The organism is Bacillus licheniformis DSM 13 = ATCC 14580 (assembly GCF_000011645.1).
In the GTDB taxonomy this organism is placed as follows: domain Bacteria; phylum Bacillota; class Bacilli; order Bacillales; family Bacillaceae; genus Bacillus; species Bacillus licheniformis.
In genome coordinates this window covers 1,054,103-1,076,453 of record NC_006270.3, presented here as the reverse complement: position 1 = coordinate 1,076,453, position 22,351 = coordinate 1,054,103, and the positions used below count along the sequence as shown (strand labels likewise).

General features: G+C 47.1%; 23 protein-coding genes. 8 read left to right on the top strand and 15 right to left on the bottom strand.

What is annotated here, in order from left to right:
• Positions 1 to 158 precede the first annotated feature (158 nt).
• Positions 159 to 1,019 (top strand): peptidylprolyl isomerase, encoded by an 861-nt coding sequence (locus TRNA_RS26825; protein ID WP_003180243.1) that lies wholly within the window; start codon positions 159 to 161, stop codon positions 1,017 to 1,019.
• Positions 1,020 to 1,064: 45 nt separating this feature from the next.
• On the opposite strand, the gene TRNA_RS26820 is transcribed toward TRNA_RS26825, so the two are convergent.
• The 6 genes from TRNA_RS26820 to TRNA_RS26795 all read right to left on the bottom strand — a co-directional run bounded on the left by TRNA_RS26820 (position 1,065) and on the right by TRNA_RS26795 (position 8,844).
• Positions 1,065 to 1,298 carry a sporulation YhaL family protein gene (locus tag TRNA_RS26820; RefSeq protein ID WP_003180242.1) on the bottom strand — a complete coding sequence of 78 codons (234 nt, stop codon included), beginning with the start codon at positions 1,296 to 1,298 and terminating at the stop codon, positions 1,065 to 1,067.
• Between the two features lie 68 nt (positions 1,299 to 1,366).
• Entirely contained in the window at positions 1,367 to 2,311 is a 945-nt protein-coding gene (gene yhaM, locus TRNA_RS26815) for a 3'-5' exoribonuclease YhaM (RefSeq protein ID WP_003180239.1), read from the bottom strand.
• 49 nt (positions 2,312 to 2,360) lie between these two features.
• Positions 2,361 to 5,327 carry an ATP-binding protein gene (locus tag TRNA_RS26810; RefSeq protein WP_011197711.1) on the bottom strand — a complete coding sequence of 989 codons (2,967 nt, stop codon included), beginning with the start codon at positions 5,325 to 5,327 and terminating at the stop codon, positions 2,361 to 2,363.
• Between the two features lie 13 nt (positions 5,328 to 5,340).
• Positions 5,341 to 6,567, bottom strand: coding sequence for a metallophosphoesterase family protein (locus TRNA_RS26805; RefSeq protein ID WP_009328954.1), 1,227 nt, complete (start codon positions 6,565 to 6,567; stop codon positions 5,341 to 5,343).
• Positions 6,568 to 6,686: 119 nt separating this feature from the next.
• Positions 6,687 to 7,955 (bottom strand): ABC transporter permease, encoded by a 1,269-nt coding sequence (locus TRNA_RS26800; RefSeq protein WP_003180232.1) that lies wholly within the window; start codon positions 7,953 to 7,955, stop codon positions 6,687 to 6,689.
• Positions 7,948 to 8,844 carry an ABC transporter ATP-binding protein gene (locus TRNA_RS26795; protein WP_011197710.1) on the bottom strand — a complete coding sequence of 299 codons (897 nt, stop codon included), beginning with the start codon at positions 8,842 to 8,844 and terminating at the stop codon, positions 7,948 to 7,950. The genes TRNA_RS26800 and TRNA_RS26795 overlap by 8 nt, the downstream gene beginning before the upstream one ends.
• Positions 8,845 to 8,961: 117 nt before the next feature.
• Between TRNA_RS26795 and TRNA_RS26790 the strand changes: the two genes are divergently transcribed.
• Positions 8,962 to 9,147 (top strand): YhzD family protein, encoded by a 186-nt coding sequence (locus TRNA_RS26790; protein WP_003180228.1) that lies wholly within the window; start codon positions 8,962 to 8,964, stop codon positions 9,145 to 9,147.
• A 74-nt stretch (positions 9,148 to 9,221) separates the two neighbouring features.
• On the opposite strand, the gene TRNA_RS26785 is transcribed toward TRNA_RS26790, so the two are convergent.
• The 8 genes from TRNA_RS26785 to TRNA_RS26750 all read right to left on the bottom strand — a co-directional run bounded on the left by TRNA_RS26785 (position 9,222) and on the right by TRNA_RS26750 (position 16,356).
• A complete protein-coding gene (locus tag TRNA_RS26785; RefSeq protein ID WP_003180226.1) occupies positions 9,222 to 9,500 on the bottom strand; it encodes a hypothetical protein in 279 nt (92 codons plus the stop codon).
• Between the two features lie 4 nt (positions 9,501 to 9,504).
• Positions 9,505 to 9,642: a hypothetical protein gene (locus TRNA_RS43830; protein WP_016886158.1), complete on the bottom strand. Its 138-nt coding sequence runs from the start codon at positions 9,640 to 9,642 to the stop codon at positions 9,505 to 9,507.
• A complete protein-coding gene (locus TRNA_RS26780; protein ID WP_011197708.1) occupies positions 9,632 to 10,750 on the bottom strand; it encodes a Rap family tetratricopeptide repeat protein in 1,119 nt (372 codons plus the stop codon). The genes TRNA_RS43830 and TRNA_RS26780 overlap by 11 nt, the downstream gene beginning before the upstream one ends.
• A gap of 126 nt (positions 10,751 to 10,876) precedes the next feature.
• Positions 10,877 to 11,653, bottom strand: coding sequence for an enoyl-CoA hydratase (locus tag TRNA_RS26775; RefSeq protein WP_011197707.1), 777 nt, complete (start codon positions 11,651 to 11,653; stop codon positions 10,877 to 10,879).
• Between the two features lie 135 nt (positions 11,654 to 11,788).
• Positions 11,789 to 13,297, bottom strand: a complete 1,509-nt coding sequence (locus TRNA_RS26770; protein ID WP_011197706.1) for a coproporphyrinogen III oxidase — start codon at positions 13,295 to 13,297, stop codon at positions 11,789 to 11,791.
• Positions 13,298 to 13,439: 142 nt separating this feature from the next.
• The gene (locus tag TRNA_RS26765; protein WP_011197705.1) at positions 13,440 to 14,303 is read right to left on the bottom strand and encodes a Cof-type HAD-IIB family hydrolase; all 864 of its coding nucleotides are present in this window, start codon (positions 14,301 to 14,303) and stop codon (positions 13,440 to 13,442) included.
• Between the two features lie 446 nt (positions 14,304 to 14,749).
• Positions 14,750 to 15,103 (bottom strand): YlbF family regulator, encoded by a 354-nt coding sequence (locus tag TRNA_RS26755; protein ID WP_003180211.1) that lies wholly within the window; start codon positions 15,101 to 15,103, stop codon positions 14,750 to 14,752.
• Positions 15,104 to 15,225: 122 nt separating this feature from the next.
• Positions 15,226 to 16,356 carry a DUF445 domain-containing protein gene (locus tag TRNA_RS26750; RefSeq protein ID WP_011197703.1) on the bottom strand — a complete coding sequence of 377 codons (1,131 nt, stop codon included), beginning with the start codon at positions 16,354 to 16,356 and terminating at the stop codon, positions 15,226 to 15,228.
• A 329-nt stretch (positions 16,357 to 16,685) separates the two neighbouring features.
• On the opposite strand from TRNA_RS26750, the gene TRNA_RS26745 reads away from it, so the two are divergent.
• The 5 genes from TRNA_RS26745 to TRNA_RS26725 all read left to right on the top strand — a co-directional run bounded on the left by TRNA_RS26745 (position 16,686) and on the right by TRNA_RS26725 (position 21,610).
• Positions 16,686 to 17,771, top strand: coding sequence for a YheC/YheD family protein (locus TRNA_RS26745; protein WP_003180207.1), 1,086 nt, complete (start codon positions 16,686 to 16,688; stop codon positions 17,769 to 17,771).
• On the top strand, positions 17,768 to 19,126 hold the full coding sequence (locus TRNA_RS26740; RefSeq protein ID WP_003180205.1) for a YheC/YheD family protein: 1,359 nt from the start codon (positions 17,768 to 17,770) through the stop codon (positions 19,124 to 19,126). Before TRNA_RS26745 ends, TRNA_RS26740 begins: the two co-directional genes overlap by 4 nt.
• A 143-nt stretch (positions 19,127 to 19,269) precedes the next feature.
• Positions 19,270 to 19,488, top strand: a complete 219-nt coding sequence (locus tag TRNA_RS26735; RefSeq protein ID WP_170865385.1) for a YheE family protein — start codon at positions 19,270 to 19,272, stop codon at positions 19,486 to 19,488.
• Between the two features lie 18 nt (positions 19,489 to 19,506).
• Positions 19,507 to 20,388 (top strand): helix-turn-helix domain-containing protein, encoded by an 882-nt coding sequence (locus TRNA_RS26730; protein ID WP_003180200.1) that lies wholly within the window; start codon positions 19,507 to 19,509, stop codon positions 20,386 to 20,388.
• 115 nt (positions 20,389 to 20,503) lie between these two features.
• The gene (locus TRNA_RS26725; RefSeq protein ID WP_003180198.1) at positions 20,504 to 21,610 is read left to right on the top strand and encodes an ABC transporter ATP-binding protein; all 1,107 of its coding nucleotides are present in this window, start codon (positions 20,504 to 20,506) and stop codon (positions 21,608 to 21,610) included.
• Positions 21,611 to 21,655: 45 nt separating this feature from the next.
• On the opposite strand, the gene TRNA_RS26720 is transcribed toward TRNA_RS26725, so the two are convergent.
• Positions 21,656 to 21,880, bottom strand: coding sequence for a hypothetical protein (locus TRNA_RS26720; protein WP_003180197.1), 225 nt, complete (start codon positions 21,878 to 21,880; stop codon positions 21,656 to 21,658).
• A 235-nt stretch (positions 21,881 to 22,115) separates the two neighbouring features.
• On the opposite strand from TRNA_RS26720, the gene TRNA_RS26715 reads away from it, so the two are divergent.
• Positions 22,116 to 22,319: an alpha/beta-type small acid-soluble spore protein gene (locus TRNA_RS26715; protein WP_003180196.1), complete on the top strand. Its 204-nt coding sequence runs from the start codon at positions 22,116 to 22,118 to the stop codon at positions 22,317 to 22,319.
• Positions 22,320 to 22,351: the final 32 nt, after the last annotated feature.

Genomic DNA, 22,351 nt, shown 5'->3' with positions numbered 1-22,351 from the left:
TGACCTCCTTTTCTTGATCAATATATTTGTATGAGCGGAAAGAAAATTTGACTAGACGGATGCCCCTCTGTTGAAAATCTTTTTACAGCATGTCAGAATATGATATGATACAATTCAAAGGAAAGTTTAAACTGTTATGATTAGGAGTGTTTGCATTTATGAAGAAGATTGCAATTGCGGCGATTACAGCGACAAGCGTGCTGGCTCTCAGCGCATGCAGCGGGGGAGATTCTGAGGTTGTTGCGGAAACAAAAGCTGGAAATATTACAAAAGAAGACCTTTATCAAACATTAAAAGACAATGCCGGAGCGGACGCACTGAACATGCTTGTTCAGCAAAAAGTACTCGATGATAAATACGATGTCTCCGACAAAGAAATCGACAAAAAGCTGAACGAGTACAAAAAATCAATGGGTGACCAGCTCAACCAGCTCATTGACCAAAAAGGCGAAGACTTCGTCAAAGAACAGATCAAATACGAACTTCTGATGCAAAAAGCCGCAAAGGATAACATAAAAGTAACCGATGATGACGTAAAAGAATATTATGACGGCCTGAAAGGCAAAATCCACTTAAGCCACATTCTTGTGAAAGAAAAGAAAACGGCTGAAGAAGTTGAGAAAAAGCTGAAAAAAGGCGAAAAATTCGAAGACCTTGCAAAAGAGTATTCAACTGACGGTACAGCCGAAAAAGGCGGCGACCTCGGCTGGGTCGGCAAAGACGATAACATGGACAAGGATTTCGTCAAAGCGGCATTTGCTTTGAAAACCGGCGAAATCAGCGGACCTGTGAAATCCCAATTCGGCTATCACATCATTAAAAAAGACGAAGAACGCGGCAAATATGAAGACATGAAAAAAGAGCTTAAAAAAGAAGTCCAAGAACAAAAGCAAAATGATCAAACTGAACTGCAATCCGTCATTGACAAACTTGTCAAAGATGCTGATTTAAAAGTAAAAGACAAAGAGTTGAAAAAACAAGTCGACCAGCGTCAAGCTCAGACAAGCAGCAGCAGCTGACGCCAAAAAAGCTGTCCTCCCCTCGTTGGGGTCGGACAGCTTTTTTTATGCGATGGAATGGCTGTCAGCCGATTTTTCATGCTGTTCTTGATCTTCATCCAGTGTACGCTTCATGCGCTTTGCTTTTTCTTTTTCCATCCGTTCGATATAAATGCGGCCTTCTTTTTCGATAAAAGCCTGGTCAATCTTTTCCTCTTCCTTTGCCGTCGTCATCAGCTTATAGGCGCTGAAAATAATGCCGACGATGCAAAGGTACACCCACCACGGAAACAGCAGCACGGCTTTTCCCCCTTTTTTGAATAAACTGTATACCAGACATTATGCAAAAGGGAGACAAGTTATGACGCTTATTTGTGAAAAACGGGCTTATAAAAGGAACGGTTATCCAATGCGAAGACCCGTTCGGTATATTCTCCCGGCTTAACCCGTTCGAGCGCTCTGTCCATCATATTGATCTTCGCGTCAAGGTTGTCGATATAGTGAAGAATTTCCGCTTCCTTGACCATCGGCGGCTTCGGACTGCCCCATTCGGGTTTGCCGTGATGGCTTAAAATCAAATGCTGAAGAATCAGCACTTCTTCTGAATCAATTTGAAGCTCTTCGGCGGCTTTTGCAATTTCTGTCACCATAATCGATATGTGCCCCAGCAGGTTCCCTTCGACAGTATATGTCGTGGACACCGGGCCGGATAGTTCTTTTACTTTTCCAAGGTCATGCAGAATGACGCCTGCGTATAAAAGGTCGCGATCGAGCGACGGATACAGGTCTGCGACCGATTTGGCCAGGTTCAGCATGGAAACAACATGGTACGCGAGACCTGACACGAACTCGTGGTGATTTTTCGTCGCAGCCGGATAATCAATGAATTCCTTGCCGTATTTTTTGACAAGATGCCTTGTGATTCGCTGTATATTCGGGTTTTTCATTTCAAAAATATATTGAGTGACCGCATCCATCATTTCGTTTTTGGGAATCGGTGCAGTTTCAAGAAAGTCATCGATTTTGACGTTTTCGTTCTCGCCTGCAGGTCTGATGTTTCTCAGCTTCAGCTGGTTCCGCCCGCGGTAATGATGAATGTCGCCGACCACTTTCACGATCGTCTGCGGGCCGTAGGTCACTTCGTCCTGCTGCTTGGCGTCCCACAGCTTTGCTTCTATATCTCCGGACTGATCCTGCAGCATCAGCGTTAAAAACGGTTTCCCGTTGCTTGCGATTCCTTTCGTTGACGATTTAATGAGCAAGTACAAATCCACCTGCTCGCCAACTTCGTGCAGCATGATACCTTTTGCCATGATAAAGCTCCCTCCGTTTTCCTACATAAAATCATTATAGCACACACTTTTATTTGTTAGTCATCTCCTTTCCTTCCACCTTTTTCATTCCGGAAGGCAGCAGAATCACATCTTCATCGCGGAAAGCTTCTCTTACATGTTCATGACACGTAAAATACAAGATTTGCTGATCTTCGCCTGAAAGCTTTTTTAAAATGTTCAGCACTTGTTTAAACCTCTCTTGGTCGAAGTGGACAAAGCTGTCATCCAGCTGGAACGGCAATTTGACATTCTTTTGATGGGAGAGGGCCAGAGCGAATCGGATCGCTAAATAGAGCTGTTCACAAGTCGCCTGAGACAGTTCGTGTGCGCAAAAAAGAGCTCCGTCTTTCCGCATGACCATCATGGAATCATCTGTTTCAGAAAAATAAATTTTTTCGTATTGTCCGGCAGTCAATGGGTTCAGTAATGTTTCAGCCGTCTGTAACAGCTTCGGAAGCCGAACCTTCTTATGTTCATCTATCTTGTTTTGGACCGCCTGCCGGATCAGCTTGACGGCTGCCCACTTTTTGGCCAATTCGGCGACCCGCTCTTTTTGCATCCCGGTCTGATAGGCAAGCTCCGATACCGCTCCTGATTCCTCAAGTCTGGCGAGCTCTGCATGGAAATTAGCCGCCGTCTGCCTTTCTTCTGTCAGCTGCTTTTCTATGCGCGCTCTTTTTTCCTGAGTCTCGGCCAGCTTTCCTTTCAGTTCTGCCAGAGAGTGGCCTGAGGCGAGCATAACGGCCTTCTCGTCCTGTCTGCCGAGCTCTCTTTTGAGCTGCCCGAGCCTAGCCGTTAGTTCTTTTCTGGCTTGATCGCGCTTCGCCAGTCCGACGAACATCTCACGGCCGTCCGCCCCTGCTTTTTGAAAGAGTTCGGCAATTTGAGATTGGAAGTATTCCACCTCTTTCGCCAGCTCTTTGATTTGTTCGGCCGCATGCTTTAAAGACACGTCTGCTTCCTGTTTTTGACGAAGTTTCTCTTTTTGGGACTCAAGCTCGCTTTTCAGCTGAAACACCTGCTCTTGGACGCTTCCGCCCGCAAGGCTGAGGGATGTGACAAGCTTTCTCAATCCCGCTTCAAAGGATGCTTTTTTAGCATGAAGGCGGCTCAGTTCCTTCTCGATATCCCGCTTTTTCAAAATTTCCTCTCTGAGTTCCTTAATCAAAGCGTACGCATCAGCTAAAAATGACGGGTCAATTGAAAGATTCAGCTCTTTTAAATAGCGCTCGGTCTTCTCCTGATACGGACGGATATCCTTTTCCCACTCTTCGAATTTTTGAATCGCTCTTTCATATTCCGCTTCTTTCTGTCTGAGCTCAGCTTGTTTGGCGATAAGGAGCTGCCGGGTTTGGTCGTCCTTCCACAGCTCCTCCCTTAAAGCGCTGTCGCTTACTCCGCCTTTTGAACCGCTGTGGTCAATATCATCCAGCTGTTTTTGAATAAAAGCCGCCGCCGCGGAAGGCTCAGGCTTTTTTAAAATAAAAGCGGCAAATATCAGCAAAATCGGCGCGAGCAAAGCGCCCGGGAACCACTCCTTGAAAAAGAGCGCCGCAAAAGCTGCCGCAAAAGCAGCGCAAAGCGCTCCCGCAAAAGCGGTCCTTCTTCTTTTCATCCGAACTTTTTGTTCTTGCTTCAGATAGGACAGCTGAAGGATCAGCTCTTCCCGCCTTCCGGCATGACCGCCGGCGGACGCAAGGCGGCCAAGGGTTTCTTCCTTTTGTTTTCGGACATCATCGGGCATCACTTCATTGCTGAGAGCGGCATGGGCCTGTTCCGCTTCCTCCAGATCAGCCCTCGCCTGCTCAAACCGCTCGTCGAGCGACCGCTTCAGTTCGCGCAGCTCTATGTATGCCTGAACGGTTTCCTGCAGTTTCCACTCGTATTCATACGTGGTGTCCGCATTGAGGATATCGTATTCCTCGATTTGCAGGCGGTCAAGCCCCGCTTGAACCCGTCCGTTTATCTGGTGAAGCTGTTCAGTCAAAGACGCGATTTTTTCGGTATACGACTGGTAAAACGGATACGCCGTTAAAAGCTCTTCCGCTTCGGCTTCGTGCTCGAGGAAGTCTTCAGCCGGTGCAAAAGCGGCGGCGCGCTGTTCCAAACCGCGCTTTTTTTCTTCCAGCGCCTTCAGCTGAGCCGCTTTTGGATGCAGGTGGGATTCGAGCTTTTCGAGCTCGAAAAGTCCGCCTTCGGGGAAACGGCTTTCTTCTGAGCCGCCGAGGGATGCGAGCTGCTCTTTTAGCTGGCGCATTTCCGCGGCCGCCGGCAGAATCTCAATGGCCTGCTCGATTTGTAAGACGAGATGCTCAAGATCTTTGAGCAGTTGTCCGCTTTCCTTTATCGACGCCTCAGCGCCTTTTTTTTCGTTTAAGAGACGGTAATAGCCGCCTTCCCGCGCTTTCGCCTTTTTCAAATCTTCAGAAAGCCTTTTTAACCGATCAAGCTCCTGGTTCAGCTCCGGCTTCCTTCCGTTCGGTTTAAACAGCTCTTCCTGCTTTTTCACGAGGCCGGCATCCAGCTTGGAAATCGCATCAGAGCCGAACAGACTTGAAAACAGCAGAAAACGGCCGATTTTGTCGCGGTTGAATTTATGGATTTCCTGAAGGCCGAACACGTCAAATGAGTAGATCGCTTTATACAGCTGCCTGTCGATGCCTGACAGCAGCTCATTTAAAAAACCTTCCGGCTTCGTGCTGCCGTCTTCCAAGTAAACGGTGACCCGCTCGGGCTTTCCGGCCGTCCGTTCGATTCGGATTTGGCCGAAATCAGGGTGTCCGACCTCAAGCATCCCCCCGTAAATGACGCCCGTTTTCGGCTCGTACCGTTTCGTCTTCGGAAAACCGAACAGCACGCTTTCAATAAACGACATGAGCGTCGTTTTCCCGGCTTCATTGAGTCCGTAGATCAAATGCAGATTTGAAGGAGACAGGCGGAATGTCTGATTGGCGAATTTACCGTATCCGTATATATGTATCGCATGTATATTCACCCTGCATCCCCCCTTATCTTTTCAATGTCTTCAGTTCATGAAGCAGCAGTTTTTCAGCCTGCGTGCGAATGTCCCGGAAGTCTTCCTCATTAAACAGCTCTCCGTGTCTTCTAAAGACCGGATGCCGCTCCAAATCGTCAAGAATCAGGCTGAAATCTTGAAACTCATGGATTTCTTGCAAAAGCTCCTGGAAAAAAGCGTCCCGTTCGATTCCCGACAAGGCGGCATCGGTTTGATCTTCGATCGCGGTAAGCCAGATGAACGCGTCTTCCTCCCGTTCTTCTTCATGGAAGATGTCAAGGATCTCGTCCGCGATGCCGGCCTGTCCTTCCGCCAAATAAGAGGGTGTTTCTCCTGTCCATACCATCTTGACGCATGCGGGCTTGCCTCTTTTTCTGAAAGATTGAAAGGCATCGTGCATGAGGCTGATCAGCTCTGTCATCTGCTTTGTCCCGGAGATATCGATGCTGGCCGTTTCCCACAGGACATCCGATACGGCTTTAAATTCGAAGGACAGTTCTCCGCCGCAAACATTGACGAGATAGCAGCCTTTCTCCCCCGTTTCCTTCATATGGCGGGATTGTGTGTTTCCCGGATAAATCACCGCCGGATCGGCGGCTGAAATGACCTGTCTTTTATGTATATGTCCAAGCGCCCAATAATCCATCTGTCCGTTTTTTAAATCTTGAAGGGAGAAAGGACAGTACGGGTCATGGCCGCTCTCCCCGGAAAGCGTTCCATGAATCATGCCGATATGCAAGGGCGCGTCGGTCGTTTTTTTGATTTCAGCGGCCTTATTGGCATAAACTGAGCGCTCGGGATAGCTGTAGCCGTAGATGCTTGCGGCGAGCCGGCCGTCTTTGTAAAACGATTTTTCTTCAATGTCTTCCGCTGAAAAGATGTGGACGTTGTCCGGCCATTCAATCGGCGTCCAATCGCCGCCCAGATGATCGTGATTGCCAAAAATCACATAGACTTGGATGTTGTTCTCTTTAAGCTTTAAAAATTGTTTTCTCAAAAACATCTGTGCTTTTAAACTGCGGTTTGCTTCGTCGAACAGGTCCCCGGCAAGCAAAATGAAGTCGGCCTGTTCATCAATGGCAAGCTTAAACACATTTTCAGCGCTTTTAAATGTGCTGTTTTTGATCCGCTGATAAATCTCCTCGGGAAGCTGGCTGATGCCGTGAAACGGACTGTCCAGATGCAGATCTGCCGCATGAATGAAAGTGATGTTTGTCAATCTTCTGCTCCTTTTCATAAAACATTCTGCTCCCATTCTACCACGGGTTGAAAGCGAATGCACGTTCTACTATTTGCATGAAAAAAGCAGCTTATCTTTCAAGCTGCTTTTCTTTTTCATTATCGATCTTTTGACAGACGAAGCGCCTGTTTGATATTTTTCAATCCGCCGCCGCTTGTGTACATGAGCACGCCGCCTTTATACACCCTCGCCCCGATGACGGCGAGAATCACAATCGTGAGAGCGGTGATGCCGATGCCGAGAGCCGCTTCCCAAAACGGAATATCAAGCACGCCGACTCTGAGGAACATGATCATCGGCGCAAAAAACGGAATGAATGAAGTGATGGTAATAAACGTCGAATCCGGAGCATTCAGTCCGAACATGGCAATCATGAATCCGGCAACGACCAACAGGATCATCGGCGAAATCATCTGCTGAACATCTTCAATCCGGCTGACGACGCTTCCGAGAAATGCCGCAAGAGTTGCGTATAAGAAGTAGCCGAGCATCAAGAAAATGACCGCGTACACAAGCGTTGCAGTAGGTACGCCGGAAACATCAAAAAATCCTTTAACCAGCTCAGCCGCATCCCCTCCGCTTTCCTGGCTGGACTGAAGCGACAGATAGCCGGCAAGAAGGAGCGCGGCAAGCTGTGTCAGGCCTAATAGGGCAACGCCGAACAGTTTGGCGAACATTTGCTGGACAGGCGGCACACTGGAAATTAAAATTTCCATTACGCGGGAAGACTTCTCCGTCGCTACTTCTGTCGCAATCATTGAAGCGTACATCAAAACGGAAAAATAGATGACAAACAGCACAACATACACAAGCCCTGTCGCCTTTTGAAGCTCTTCCTCGGTTTTCGCGCCTTCTTTCAAGGCAACACTGTTGACTTTTACCGGTGTAAACAGTTCACTCAGCTTTTCCTGAGGTACGTTCAATTCAGCCGTTCCAACGGCGATCTTTGCTTGCGAGAGCGCCTGTTCAATCGTGGAGACAGCTGTGGAATCAGCGATATCGAGCGCTTTATACGTTCCTTTCAGCACCCCTTTTTTATCTCTCTCCAGGATTAAAATGCCCTCGAGCTTTTCGTCTCTGACGTCTTTTTCAAGCTCTTTTTCCGGCTTATCCGCTTTTTGGACCTCCAGCGCTTCATCAGTATCGAGTGCTTTCACCTGCTGGGCAAACGTGTCGTACAGCTGATTTGAGCGATCAATGACAGCGATCTTGTCACCCTCTCCGCCGTCGTCAAACATGGAAATAATCGATCCCAAATTTGTGACGAGCACGACAAGCGCAAGCGTGATGGCCGTTGAAATGATGAACGACTTCGTTTTCAGCTTGCTGATATATGTATGAAAAAGAACAATCCAAAACTTATTCATAACGGGCACCTACCTTTTCGACGAAAATATCATGCAAAGAAGGCTCTTCAAGTTCAAACTTTCTGATAAACCCGCGTCCTTGCAGCATTGTAAACAGCTCTTGAGAGACTTCTTCATTCTCGACCTGCAGGCGGACTCCTTCGGAATGATCACGCCATTTGACGATGCCGTCCGCCTCTTTCAAGAAGCTCAAGTCGCCGTCCGCGTGAATCGTGACATTTTTTCTGCCGAAAGAACGTTTGATTTCTTTTAATTTCCCTTGAACGACAGGCGTCCCGCGCTGCAAAATGCAGACGTGTTCGCACAGCTCTTCGACATGCTCCATTCTGTGGCTTGAAAATACAATCGAGGTGCCGTCGTCTTTCAAAGAAATGACCGCGTCTTTTAAAAGCTCGACATTCACCGGATCGAGCCCGCTGAACGGCTCGTCGAGAATCAAAAGCTCCGGCTTGTGCAGCACGGCCGTGATAAACTGGATTTTTTGCTGGTTCCCTTTGGACAGCTCCTCAACCTTTTTGTCGGCGTATTCTGTAATATGGAAGCGTTCGAGCCACTTCTCCATTTCCTTGAGCGCATTTTGTTTGGTCATGCCTTTCAGGCGTCCGAGGTACACGAGCTGATCTTTCACCTTCAGCTTCGGGTACAGTCCGCGCTCTTCGGGCAAATAGCTGATGCTGTTTGTGACACCGTAGTTAATCGGCTGTCCTTTCCATGTGACAGTACCCTCTGTCGCATTCAAAAGGCCGAGTATCATTCGGAATGTCGTCGTTTTCCCTGCTCCGTTGGCGCCGAGCAGACCGAACATTTGCTTGTCTGGAATCTCCAGCGTCAGATCGTTTACGGCTGTAAATGAACCGAACCTTTTCGTAACGTGATCGATTTTGAGCATTATAACTCCTCCTTCCAATTTACAATCATACGTTAGTCATACCATTTTAAAAAGGATTTTTTTGATTTTTATATAATTTTAAACAAATAGATCATATTTTGAGAAAGGGGCAGAGAAATGGAAAATTATTATGTAACCGTTTTCGACACTAGTGGAGAAACGCTTTTGAATGAGCGATTTGAAGCGGCCGATGATGAAGAAGCGAAAGAGAAAGGAAGAGGAATGCTGAAGGAAAAGCAATTTTTGGAGCATACACACCGGGTAGTACATTCGTCCGGTAAAATCATTGTTTTCCGCAGCTGACTAAAATACGGGTAAGGCGGCGCTTCGGGGGAAAAGTTTCACGCTGCCGCCGCCTGCCCTTTATCCGCCAAACACTAGCGGACCATCAAAACAACGAGCAGTCCCATGTTGATGAAGCCGAGTAAAAACGATGCGCAAGCGACGCCTTTATTTTTTTTCAGATAATAAAGACCATTGACCGTCAGCACACAGATGATGACAGCATCAAACATTCGAAACAAGAGATCCTGCAAGCGGTAGACCGGAGCGAAAAAACAAATCACAGAGACGATCAGGATGAAAAGGCAAGAAACTGTAATATACATCGCCCATTCTTTCGCTGCGTCAGCCCGCTCATTCTCAGATGAAATCATGCCCTTAAACTCGAGCCTCCTTGTCAGTCGTGATCATTTTGTCCGCATACAAGGAAGGGGCTTTCCCCGCATCTGCCAAAAAGCTTGAAGACGTTAACACAACAGCCAGCGACACCGCGACGAACAACAGTTTAGCTTTCATACAACGCATCTCCCCTTTTGATTTTTCGACTTGCCTGAGCGCACTTTTCATAGTAAAAAATGGAATCTTTCAGCCGCTCAATTTGATTATAATACTGGGCTGCATCTAAAGCCAGCTCTTCAACAGCAGCATATAAATGATTTGACTCCAAATAATCAAATCCGTTTTCCACGGCTTTCTGATCCCCTCCGTCTAAATACAGCCCGCACAGAATGTTAAGCTTTGCCGCGTGTTCTTCATCCCCGAGCGATGCCGCGCTTCGGATGCCTTTTTCATAACAGGCGGCAGCTCCGGCATGGTTCCCCTGCTTGAGACGGACGTACATCAAGTTGTACAGCACTTTGGGAATATATGATGAACTTTCCTGTTCAAAAATGGAAAGGGCGCTCTCCATATGATCTGAGGCTTCCCGGTACGATTCTTGGTGGAAATAGCAATTTCCCAAATTAAAATGAGCGGCTGCCGTCAAATGGCTGTTTTTGATTTTCCTGGCGTCTTCAAGCGCATTGGCCAGGCTTTTCAGCGCGGGTCCGTATGTCATCGATTCAACCCAATTACCGGCAATGATAAAATCGCAGAAAATCTTTTTTTCTTTTAGCGTTTCATACCGGTTAAAAATGTCGGAAGCTAGCGTCGCATAGTTGATCGACAGGTATCTCTGGTTGATATAATAGTAGATTTCCGCAAGCTTATAATAAAATTCCGCTTTTTCAACCTCGTCTTCCAGTGCGCTGACTTTTTGTTCAGCCGTTTTATAGCAGCCGATTGCTTTGACGAACCGCTTTTGTTTGAACTCATACATCCCTTTAAAAAACCAGTAATAATAGTTTAATAAACCCGTCATTTGGTCTTCTTTTTCTTCTAAGTCGCGGAGGTTTTTTTCAATATTTTCAGTCTCTTTCGGTTTCAAATAGCTGAGCATCAGTTTATGCCTGAATTCAAGCAGCGAATAGTAGAGCAGGACGTCCCGATTTTCTTCCATGTCTTGAAAATCATTTAAAATTTCCGCTTTCAATGATTCACTGGCGGCGATCTGATTTTTCCGAATGGCGTTGTACCAATCATTCAGCTTTCTAGCAACGTATTCAGATGGAATCTTCTGTTTCAATTTCGCCGCCTCCCAAGACTTCGTACAGATCTGTATCTTATGAATCATTTTATGGAAACTTAAATTTTTTTACAATTGTTTCTGCACATCATTTCCCAAGGTCAATTTCCTGCCGGACCGCTCTTGTTATACTTGCTGACGGTTAAATTGCGGCTGGCGCTTTTCTAAAAATGCGCGGATCCCTTCCTGATGGTCGCTTGTCAGCCTCATTTTCATCTGGGCCGTTTTCTCGAGTTCAAGCGTTTTCTGCAGCCTGCCTCCATTCAACGCCTGATAGATCTTTTTTGTCTCAATCATCGCTGCCAGCGGAGCGTGCAGAAGCTTTTCAAGATAGATGCGCGCAAAACGGCCGGAGTCCCCGCTGAATACGGCGTCTGCGATCCGAAGCTCGTGCGCTTCGGCCCCCGTCAATTTTTTCCCGCTCCAAATCAATTCTTTGGCCGCAGTTTCACCGATTCTCCGCTCTAAAAAGAAGTGTCCGCCTCCGTCGGGAACAAGCCCGATGCCGATAAAATTCATCGCCAGCTTCGCCTCTTTTTCGACCAGTACATGGTCGCAGCTGAGCGCGAGGCTCAATCCCAGACCCGCAGCCGCACCGTGGACAGCCGCTGTCGTCATCTTCGGCATGCTGTAAAGCTTCACCGCAATTTCAGAAATTGTGTCAATGACGCGGGCGGAGCTGTCTTGATCTCCGGAAGACAGCATCATCTTAATGTCTCCGCCTGCCGAAAATCCTTTGCCGCTGCCTCTCACAAGGAGAAGCAGCGATTCGCTTTCCTCTGCAACACGCAAAGCTTCATTCAGTTCTTCAAGCATTTTTTCATTCAAGGCATTGTACGCCTCAGAGCGATTCAGTACAATTTCAAAAATCCCGTCTTCGTCTTTCCATTTGATATATTCCATCTTGCACCTCCGTGAATACGTTTACAATTGATACTATTTAAATTATTCCACCTTTGCCCTCCAAAACCTTTTTTTGTTGCCGATTCCGGCCTGATTCCGCAATAAAAAAGCTGCCGGTGATCCCGGCAGCAGCTTCTATTCTTGTTGAGAACCATCCTTCTGAAAAAGCTCAGACAAGTAGCGGATTTTTTCGTTTGTATAATGTTCAAATCTGTCATTGTAAGTTTTCGGGTCTTTCGGATTGGAAAAGTGCGTGATTTTTCCCGATCTCGGATCGACAAATTTGCTCGCAGCTCCGCAGCCGATCCCGATAATCGTCTGTTTTTCCTCCATGATCATAATGTTATAGATGCTCTCCTGGCCGGGAAGGGAATAGCCTATATTCTCCAGGTTGCCGAGAATGTTTTTCTGCCTGTACAAATAGTAGGGATGGTAACCGTGCTGTTTCGTCCACGAGACAGCGTCATCCATCATCGCGACAATTTCCTCGCGGTCAGCCACCTTATACTTATGCCTGTTCTTCGTCATTTCAGACGCGCGCTTAAATGACAGCGTATGAACGGTCAATGATTCAGGCATTAATTTTTCGGTTTCGGAAAGAGAGTGTCTGAATTCTTTTACTCCTTCGCCCGGAAGGCCGATGATCAAATCCATATTGATGTTCGACATACCGGCATTTCGCGACAGATGGTACTTTTCGATCGTTTCTTCCACGGTATGGTGGCGTCCGATCGCTTTCAGCGTTTCATTTTCGTAAGACTGCGGGTTAATGCTGATGCGGTCGATGTTCCATTTTTTTAAGACCGCGAGCTTTTCTTCTGTAATCGTATCGGGCCGCCCGGCCTCAACCGTAACCTCGCGGATGTTTTTCACATCGGGAAATGAACGGTGCATTTCTTCATACAATAAATCCATTTCTTCGGCGGTAATGCTTGTCGGCGTTCCGCCGCCGAAATACACGGTCGTGATGCTGACATCGTTCTCCTTGAGCCATTCACCGATTTTTTGCATTTCATAGTGAAGCCCCCACAAAAATGAGCCGACTCGTCCGGCTTGTCCTCTGATCGCATACGCCGGGAACGTGCAGTAGGCGCACTTCGTGGGGCAGAACGGGATGCCGATGTAAATGCTGACCTCTTGGCCCAGCTCATACAAATCAGGTACAGCTTTCAGCTGACGGTCAATAATGTTTTGCATCAGTTCGATCTTTTCGTCGTGAATTAAATAATCCCGCTTCAGCTCGGCATGGGCCTCTTCCTTTGGCATGCCGCTCTCCAGCTTTTTGTGAAGCAGCTTTGTCGGACGGACACCGGTGAGAATCCCCCATTTCTGAATGATCCCGGTATGCTCCTGAAGCATGCTCAAAAAAACGTAGGAAACGGTATTCTTCACCTGCTTAAACGCTTCCTTTTCCGTCAGCTTGGGGTCAATGTTTTTCGCATATTCTGCTGTAATGTCCGTATCCTTTATCGCACCGGAAGCCTTGACGCCGTTTTCTTCCCGTTCATAGCCGAGAACGATCGCAAGGTCTGCCGGCGCTTCTTCGCCAAGAGCGACTTCGCTTTCCTCAAAGAATAAGTTCGCTATATGCTCAAGCGGTCTCTGGAACCTTTCGTCTTGGAGCCCTTCTATATAAATGCGCAATGTCATCACCTTTTTCGTTTCAAAACTTTCTTTAGTGTACAAAAATAAATGGGCAAAATCAATCCGGGAAACATACATTCCTTTAGGAGACCGATAAATGAATAATCCCCGCATTCCAGTTGAAGCGGGGATCTTATAAGAATCAGATTTTTTTAATATGGAATTTTTTAAGAAACCCTTTGCTTTGCTGCATTCTGAAGTATTCTTTAATCATATAGGCGACGCCCTGTTCATCATTGGAGCGCGTCACCCAATCCGCTTTTTGCTTAACCTCCTGAGGAGCATTGCCCATTGCGACTCCGAGCCCGGCAAGCTCGATCATCGGAAGGTCGTCGATATCATGGCCGATCGCAACGACATCTTCCATTTTTAATCCGAGGTCGGCGGCGAGCATCGTCAATCCCGCTTCTTTCGAAACTCCTTTATGGACAATCAGCATTTTTTCTCCCGCTTCAATGATGTCGACGAGAGGAAACGCATTTGTGATCGTCTGCCTGATTTCTTCGGACTGACCTGTTGAGCAATAAACCTCGATCACCGGCGCGCTGACCGGTTCATCCATCAGCATGTCGCTCAGCGAATCGACAAACTGGACGGGATAAAAAATCGGGTCAGACGGGTGAATCATCGTTTTCCCCAGCAGGTTTGAATTCGTTTTTTTCCGATTTCCAATCGAATATTTTTCATGGAGGATTCTGATATTGCAATCATAGCTTTCCAGTATTTGAACAAGGTTAAATGTCTGTTCTTCGGAAATCCTTTTTTCTAATAAAGGTTCGGCGATTTTGTCCGCTATAATCGCTCCGCTGTGCGTAATCAGCTTCGCATCCAGCTTTAAAGATTTGGCGATTTTTTGAGCGGAGCGGAAATGTCTGTTCGTCACAAGCGTAACATATACACCTTTCTTCTTTGCATATTCGATCGCTTCCTTCGTTGCGGGATGAAGCCGTCCGTTTGTCCGAAGCAGCGTTCCGTCTATATTCAGCGCAAGCATTTGTTTTGACACCAGGAGGTCCCCCTTCTTTGATGACTGAATCTGTTATAGAGGATATGTCCCGGTCCCTTTTTTTAGAACAGCCCTCTTGATGTACATACTAAAAAAAGCCTGTTTTCACAGACTTTTGACTTCGCATCTTGTGGATACGATCATGATTCTCCCTCATATTCAAAACAGTGAATTCAACGCCCCTTTCGTTCAATTCACCGTATATTGACAACCCCTTTATTTGACCAGCAGACGGTGCTTTCAATCTGTCAAATTCCTCTGTACCCCTTATCATTTTGCCGCCAGTCCGTTTTTCATGATCGTATCCCGGCAAAAATGAAAGCACTTACATTTAGTATTATCGCAACTATTTCACAAATTGACAAGTCTTTTTTAAATCTTTATGAACATTATTTGTTCACTTAGTGAAAAAATCCCCTCTTGTCAAGACAAGAGGGGATTTTTTATCAGCTCTCCGGATTTCCGTAAAGCTCTTCCAAAGGCTTCATAATGATTTTGTTTAAATCAGCAATCAGCATGCTCATCCGCTGTTCTGCTTCCATCAGCTGCGAGATTTTCTCATGCTGCTGGACGAGCGCCACGGATTTTTGCGCTTGTTCGACCTCTTCCTGGGTGATGTCTTCGCCGTTCATCTGTTTTTGCTGAAGGTTCAATTGAATATCGCGAAAGTTATCAAACATCTTTTTAGCAGATGGGTCGCCATTCACCTCATCATAAAGATTTTTCAATCGGGAATATTCTTCGCTTTGACGCAATGCTTGTTCCAAGTCATAAGCCGAGTCATGTAAATTGACCGTCATATTGATCCGCTCCTTTCCTGCCCGTATTCTTCTTATGGAATCGGCACCACTCCACTATAACAAACTATGGAGTGTTTTTCACAGTTATACGATAATTCCGTATGAGCAGGCCGTCTTCAGCCTCAGATCAAAATCACAAAGATGGCTTGCACCGCTCCGATGATTCCGCCAAGCAGGCCGCCTAAATACGTGATCATCTTAAACTCCCGCTTGGAAATGGACAGCACCATTTCTTCAAGACGTTCAACGGGGAAGTTGTCCACCTGTTCCTTGACGATTTGCTCGAGTTCCAGCTGTTTGAGCGCTTGATCAAGGCGGCGGCCCGCTTCTTCCAGAAGGCGGTCGGCCATCTGCGGAAGGCGCAAAGCGATATCCTGCTCAAAACTGGAAATAGAGGAGCCTATCGTCTTTTCGAAAAACGGCTGAAGCGAGAATCGTTTCAAAAGCTTTTCCTTCAAATCGAAAATGAGAGGTTTGAGGTTCCATTTGTCATCTGCTTCCTTGAACGTATATTCTTTCAGCTTGTCCCATTCGTTTTCAAGCAGATCCTGTAAAAGCCCCGCGGTCTCGCCGTTCTTTAAAAACTTCACAATCTCCGGCTGAACCCGGTCAACCAGACTGCTGTTGCCTAAAAACATCTGCACCATGCTGCCGAGCATGCCCCGTTCTTTCAAAAAATCGTCAATCATATGTCCGAGGCGTTCCTTGCCTTCATCGCTTTCAAAGTAGCTGACAGCCCGGCTTAAAATATAGCTGGACACCATCGGAATTTTTTCTTTCAGCTTTTCTTGAGCCTCAAGAGGGAAAAGCTTTTTCAGCGGTTCATTCTCATACGCCTCTAAAAATGCGGTCAGCTTCTCATCCGCCAATCTGGATACCGCTCGATCCGCTTTTTGGGCGGGGTTTGAAATCCCGATGCTTTCCAATGCTTCTTCAACGGTGGCCGTTGATTGCGAGAGGCGGGCCAAAAGCCTCTCTCCAACCTGCACCGCCTGGCTTTTGACCGCATCGGATGCAAGCCTTTTTTTGAGCCCTTCTGTTGTCAGCAGATGGCCTGTGACCATCTGTCCCATCTGTCTCGCCAATTCATCGCGCCTTTTCGGAATTAATCCGGGCGTAAAAGGTACCCGCTTTCCAAATATGTAGATCGCTTTATAGGGGCGAAAAAGCATTTTAATCGCAAAATGATTCGTTACAGCGCCGATAAGTGCACCGACTGCAATCATAACGGCAAAAATCCCAAATACATACATGTTCTTTTCAACTGCCTTCCTTTTTACCTGACATCATAGCTGTACAGCGTAGGTCTTGGCGATGGTCCTCACCGTCTTGCCTAACGTTATTATAGTAGCTGAATAAAAGACGGGCAAATAACGGAATGGAGCAAGCCGCTTCAAAATACAATGGGTCAGATGGCAATTGTATAAAGGGCGCTCTAAAATTTTTAATCATTTCCAATTTACAAAAGCCTATTTCTGCAATCTCAAGCGTATCATGAAACAGAAGTCTATATATTAAAGTTTGCCCGAAGTTTGACAGTCTCAGCCTGTTAAGCCTTGTTTTTCATGAAGGAGGTATAATCATGATCACGCTTGGATTTATGTCGCTGTCGCACGGACATGAAAAAGCCTATGCCGAAGAACTGGCCAAAGTGGCTTCGGACTACGGAATCCGATTTATCCGGTTCACCCCCCTGGATATTTCCCCCGGTTCCCTGCTTGTGAAAGGGCTCTCCTTTCACCCGAAGTCAGGACAGTGGAATGAAATTGAAAGAGAAATCCCGGAATTGATCTATGACCGCTGCTTTTACGGCAGAGATCAGCAATCGAAAAAAGCAAAACCGATTGTCGAATGGCTCAAAAAGTATCCTAAAACGACATTTTTAGGACTTGGACTTCCTGACAAATGGACGGTTTACAAAGCATTGAAAGCCGATCCCGTCATCAAGTCCTACCTTCCTGCAACAACGATTGCAGAAAATGCCCAGGATATCCTGCGCAAGCTTGCAAAAGAAAAATCATGCATCTTGAAGCCTGCATCCGGATCAGGAGGCCGCGGCATCATTCATCTTGAGCTTACGGGAAAAACGGTAAAGGCCGCCTACCAAACCGGAAAACACAAACAGCTGAAATCATTTTCGAAACAGGCCTCATTTGAAACGTGGTGCCAAAAAGTTCTTCAGCACCGCTATCTGCTGCAATCGTTCCTCGATATTCAAGACAAGGACGGTTTTCCTTGTGATATCAGATTGCTGCTACAGAAAAACGGCTATGGCGAATGGGAAACAGCCGGTAAAACGGTAAGGCGGAGCTATCAGCATGGACTGCTTGCAAACCTGGCCGGTGGCTCTGAGGCGGTGAGCTTTGACAGCTGGCTTTTATCCGTGCCGAAAAAGCGCCAGGCCGTCCTTCTCGATGATTTAGAGACAATGGCGCAGGCCGTTCCCCTGGCGCTTGAATCAAATCACGGGCCATTATTCGAGCTCGGCCTTGATATCTGCCTGACAAAAGACGGAAAAGTCTGGCTGCTGGATGTCAACTCAAAGCCCGGAAAACACGCTTTTATCAAGCACTCTCCTGAAAAAAGGGAGCTTTTGTATAAAGGTCCTTTGGAGTACTGCTCATTCTTAACGGCTTCAGCCGGCGCGAAAGGGGCTGAGAAAAGATGACCGGTCAACCGCTGACGGTCGGCATCCACCAGACGAGTGAAAACACGATGCTCCTGCCCGCTTCTTTCAAACAGGACGGTCTGTTATTCGCCGCTTTCGGTACGAGTGTTGAACGGTGCCATGTCTCATTTGACAGCCATTTGAAGCGCACCGTTTTATTATCCGAAAATCTGTACAAAAACCTGCGGATTCCGTACCGCGGCAAAGCCTCCCTGCTTTTTCGCGACAATACCGTCTATATCGGGCCTTTAATCGGGATTTTCACCGCCGGTTTCACAAAATCGCAGCTGGATCCTGTCAGAGGAAGGTCTTTATTTTTTTCGAAGCTTTTGACGATGGATCTCCCGGCAGGAGGCTACAGCTATCTGTTCGGGGCGCACCAGATTAATTGGGAAGAAGGCACGGTGCAGGCTCTCATTTTCAGGGAAAACGGCTGGGAGGAGGCCATAGTCCCGCTGCCTAATGTTGTATACGACAGACTGCCGAACCGCAAAGCCGAAGAATCCTCCGCCTTGCGGGAAACAAAAAAACGGCTTATGGATGAATACCGCATTCCGTGGTTCAATCCGGGCTTCTTTAATAAATGGGAGATCTATGAATGTCTGCAGCAAGACGAGAGGACAGCGGAATTGCTTCCATTTTCGGCATTGGAGCCCGATGCCGATAAAATCGAAGACATGATCGACCAATACGGCTTCATTTATGTAAAGCCCGCCGGCGGCAGTTTCGGCAAAGGCATATTCCAGCTTTCAAAACGGGAAGAAAACGGTATTCTTGCCAGACATGCCGAAGGCGTCACATCTTTTTCGTCCGCTGCTGAATGTTTAAAAGAATGGCAGATGCTTCACAAACATACTTCTTATCTTGCCCAGCAAGGCATCGAACGGATCGAAGTGGATCATCACCCGGCAGATTTCAGGGTTCATACAAACAAAAACGGAAAAGGTCAATGGACCGTCACAGCCATCGCGGCCAAAATCGCTGGAAAGGACGGAATTACAACCCATATGTCGAGCGGCGGCGCCGTGAAAACACTTGCAGAGATTTATGATGATCCTCAGGAAAGGCTTCACACTCTGCAAAAGCTGACAAAAGCGGCGGTCCTTCTCAGCCGGGTCCTTGACGAAAAGCTTGACGGTTTCATCGGAGAAATCGGCTTTGACCTGGGATTGGACCGTTCGGGAAAGGTGTGGCTGTTTGAAGCCAACTCCCGGCCCGGCCGAGGAATCTTCTCCCATCCCCGTCTGGCATCTGTCAGCCGCTTAACGAAGAAAAGAAGCTTTGAATATGCTTCTTATTTAACCGAACAGTCAATCCTTAATCCGGAGGACATGTGGCATGACCTCAAGCCGTGAAGAATCTGCTTCTTCACGGTATTTTTTTGAAAATCTCCATTTGAAAAGAATCTATGATCTTTTCTGTGAATGAGATACAATGATAACAAATCAACGTTTAGTCTGCTCGCTGGATTTTGCCCACCTGAAATCAATGAAGGAGCGTGGCGTTAATGATTTCTCACTTTCAATGGAAGCCGCTGTTTAAAAAAGAAAGGCTTCCCGGCTGGAAAATATCGTTTTATCATAAAGGGATTCATTATGAAGGAATTTATCATAAATCGGGGGAAATCGAGTGGGGCAGCACCTATCCCCCGCATGATGACGAGCCTTCCCTGAAAAGCGAAATTCATGAATTAATGCTCTTCCATATTTACGAGTAAAGAAAAGGACGTTGACGTATGCTGGAGAAATTAAAGACGCTTTACGGTGAACGGATGGTTGGATCTAAGGCTGTTTCAAAGCACGATGCATTATGGTTTCAAACCGACGAAGGCGAAACTTTCGGCGTTTTGAAAAGCGCGGTCACCGACCGGGAAAAAGAGCTGCTCTATTGCCTATTCCGGCCTTTTTCAGAACCGCATCGTCCGCAGCAGCTGACAAAGCGGGAGAAAGAATGGCACGAATATTTCTTTTGCGATGCCCCCCTCCAAAACCCGGGAAACATTCAGCTGATTCAAGGCCATTTTTTTAAAATGGAGCATGCCCCTGAAGAAAGACAGGCGATTAAAGAAGCGGTCAGCGGCTTTTTTAAAGACCCGCTTGTTGTATGGTACGACCGGCATGAAGCCGTTATCGTCCACGAAAATCCTTCACCGTTTCTCGCAAAAAAAGAGCTGTCCGAGCTTGCGGATGCACTGACAAGCGATTTCATGGCAACTCCTGTGTTTTTCAGCGGCCAGCTTCATCCAGTCAACGGATCGCTTCAAGGCAAAATCCGCTTTGAAAAACAAATGTTTCATTACATGCTGGAAGCGGGTGACATCGGAAACGTCGCCACGTTTTGCCAGTGCCTCCCGTCTTTTTTGACGGCAAAACCGGAGCGGGTTCATGCTTCTTCATTTTCGGACGCCGTAAGAGAAGCGCTGTCTGATCCCGAGACATCCCTGACCATCAAAACGTATATGAGATGCAACCTGAATGCCTCTCTTACAGCCAAACGTTTGTTTATCCACCGAAACAGCCTGCAGTACAGAATTGATAAATTTATCGAACGGACTGCAATTGACATCAGACAGTTTGAAGAAGCAGCCGCTGTTTATTTGATGATGCATCTCCTTTAGCGGCTTCAGCAATATGCACGAAAAGAAATTGTGCACCATGTCCATTTACACCGCCCTGCCGTTTTTTATAAACTTAAATCAGTTAAAGCGCTTACATAAAAGAGGGGGAGAAAAAATGGCGGAACTCGTGCTCGATCGGATATACAAAGTGTATGACAACAAAGTTACGGCTGTGGATAATTTTAATCTTCATATCGAGGATAAGGAATTTATCGTCTTTGTCGGACCGTCAGGCTGCGGCAAGTCGACAACGCTCAGAATGATCGCAGGCCTTGAGGAAATTACGGATGGCGAATTCACAATCGACGGCAAACGGATGAATGATGTCGCTCCTAAAGACCGCGACATTGCGATGGTATTCCAAAACTATGCCCTGTATCCGCACATGAACGTCTATGACAATATGGCTTTCGGCTTGAAGCTGCGGAAGTTTCCGAAGGATGAAATCAAACGGCGTGTCCATGAAGCGGCCAAAATTCTGGGCCTTGAACAATATTTGGATAGAAAGCCAAAAGCGCTTTCCGGCGGACAGCGCCAGCGCGTCGCCTTAGGCCGGGCAATTGTTCGGGATGCAAAGGTGTTCTTGATGGATGAGCCGCTATCAAACCTTGATGCCAAATTGCGCGTACAAATGCGCGCGGAAATCACAAAGCTTCATCAGCGTCTGCAGACGACGACCATCTATGTCACCCACGACCAGACGGAAGCGATGACGATGGCTACGCGGCTCGTCGTCATGAAAGACGGAATCATCCAGCAGGTCGGGGCGCCGAAGGAAGTCTACGAAAATCCGGAAAACGTGTTTGTCGGCGGCTTTATCGGGTCTCCTGCAATGAACTTCTTTACCGGCACTCTGAAAGAAGACATGTTTACATTCGACGGCGTTTCGGTTCGCGTGCCGGAAGGAAAAATGAAAGTTCTGCGCGGCCAGGGTTATGTCGGCAAGGAAATCATCATGGGAATCAGGCCTGAAGATATCCATGATGAACCTGTTTTCATTGAAGCGTCAAAAGACTCGAAAGTCGATGCGAAAATTGAGGTAGCCGAGCTGATGGGCGCGGAAACGATGCTTTATTCGCAGGCCGGCACTCAGCCGTTTATCGCCAGAGTCGATTCAAGGACCGACGTTCAGGCCGGCGATACGATTCCACTGGCGCTTGACATGAATAAAGCTCACTTTTTTGATAAAGAAACGGAGCTCCGCATCCGCTCTGAAGGATAACACAGTTTCAAACATGACCGAAGCATGCTGCGGCTCTCTATGCAGCTATGCTTCGGTCGTTTCAATTTCAACGGTTTCTTCATAAGTGCAGTCTTGGCACGTATATAAATGAACGCACGCGGTTTGCGTTTGTTTAAATGAATCGAACTCCATGTACGGACTGTAAGGACCGAAAAAATCGGTTGCTCTCCCGGCGTCCGCCATTTCCCCGCCGCACTTCGGACAATGCCTCGTCTGGACGAGAATCCCGTTGCACACTGGACACATCATCTTCTTCATCCTCCTGGCTTTTTTCCTTAGCTTGCCCCAATCATAACCTTTTCGTCTTTCAACATTTACCAGATTGAAACGCGCATTTATTTTATTGAATCCACCATAATACGTAGTACAAACCAACATTGGGCTTTAGCCGAGAAGGCAGCGGTTTTCTATCGGTGGAAGCCGTCAGCTGGTGCAACTCCAGTCAGCCCAACCATACCATTTTTATAAAGGAGTTTGATGACAAATGGCTAATCAAAATTCTTCAAATCAACTGCTTGTCCCAGGAGCAGCGCAAGCGATCGAACAAATGAAATTCGAAATCGCTTCTGAGTTCGGCGTAAACCTTGGCGCTGACACGACTTCCCGTGCAAACGGTTCTGTCGGCGGAGAAATTACAAAACGTTTAGTTTCCCAAGCTCAAGCATCTATGGGCGGTCAACAATTTTAAACAACTTCATATTCATGGATAACAGAAGGTGC

What these genes read in the sequence shown, in the direction of transcription:
- TRNA_RS43830 (WP_016886158.1), bottom strand. Translation starts at nt 9,642, where the DNA reads ATGAAAGCTAAACTGTTGTTCGTCGCGGTGTCGCTGGCTGTTGTGTTA.
- TRNA_RS26785 (WP_003180226.1), bottom strand. Translation starts at nt 9,500, where the DNA reads ATGATTTCATCTGAGAATGAGCGGGCTGACGCAGCGAAAGAATGGGCG.
- TRNA_RS26725 (WP_003180198.1), top strand. Translation starts at nt 20,504, where the DNA reads ATGGCGGAACTCGTGCTCGATCGGATATACAAAGTGTATGACAACAAA.
- TRNA_RS26795 (WP_011197710.1), bottom strand. Translation starts at nt 8,844, where the DNA reads ATGCTCAAAATCGATCACGTTACGAAAAGGTTCGGTTCATTTACAGCC.
- TRNA_RS26825 (WP_003180243.1), top strand. Translation starts at nt 159, where the DNA reads ATGAAGAAGATTGCAATTGCGGCGATTACAGCGACAAGCGTGCTGGCT.
- TRNA_RS26740 (WP_003180205.1), top strand. Translation starts at nt 17,768, where the DNA reads ATGACCGGTCAACCGCTGACGGTCGGCATCCACCAGACGAGTGAAAAC.
- TRNA_RS26730 (WP_003180200.1), top strand. Translation starts at nt 19,507, where the DNA reads ATGCTGGAGAAATTAAAGACGCTTTACGGTGAACGGATGGTTGGATCT.
- yhaM (WP_003180239.1), bottom strand. Translation starts at nt 2,311, where the DNA reads ATGGCAAAAGGTATCATGCTGCACGAAGTTGGCGAGCAGGTGGATTTG.
- TRNA_RS26775 (WP_011197707.1), bottom strand. Translation starts at nt 11,653, where the DNA reads ATGGAATATATCAAATGGAAAGACGAAGACGGGATTTTTGAAATTGTA.
- TRNA_RS26750 (WP_011197703.1), bottom strand. Translation starts at nt 16,356, where the DNA reads ATGTATGTATTTGGGATTTTTGCCGTTATGATTGCAGTCGGTGCACTT.
- TRNA_RS26745 (WP_003180207.1), top strand. Translation starts at nt 16,686, where the DNA reads ATGATCACGCTTGGATTTATGTCGCTGTCGCACGGACATGAAAAAGCC.
- TRNA_RS26715 (WP_003180196.1), top strand. Translation starts at nt 22,116, where the DNA reads ATGGCTAATCAAAATTCTTCAAATCAACTGCTTGTCCCAGGAGCAGCG.
- TRNA_RS26800 (WP_003180232.1), bottom strand. Translation starts at nt 7,955, where the DNA reads ATGAATAAGTTTTGGATTGTTCTTTTTCATACATATATCAGCAAGCTG.
- TRNA_RS26790 (WP_003180228.1), top strand. Translation starts at nt 8,962, where the DNA reads ATGGAAAATTATTATGTAACCGTTTTCGACACTAGTGGAGAAACGCTT.
- TRNA_RS26755 (WP_003180211.1), bottom strand. Translation starts at nt 15,103, where the DNA reads ATGACGGTCAATTTACATGACTCGGCTTATGACTTGGAACAAGCATTG.
- TRNA_RS26720 (WP_003180197.1), bottom strand. Translation starts at nt 21,880, where the DNA reads ATGATGTGTCCAGTGTGCAACGGGATTCTCGTCCAGACGAGGCATTGT.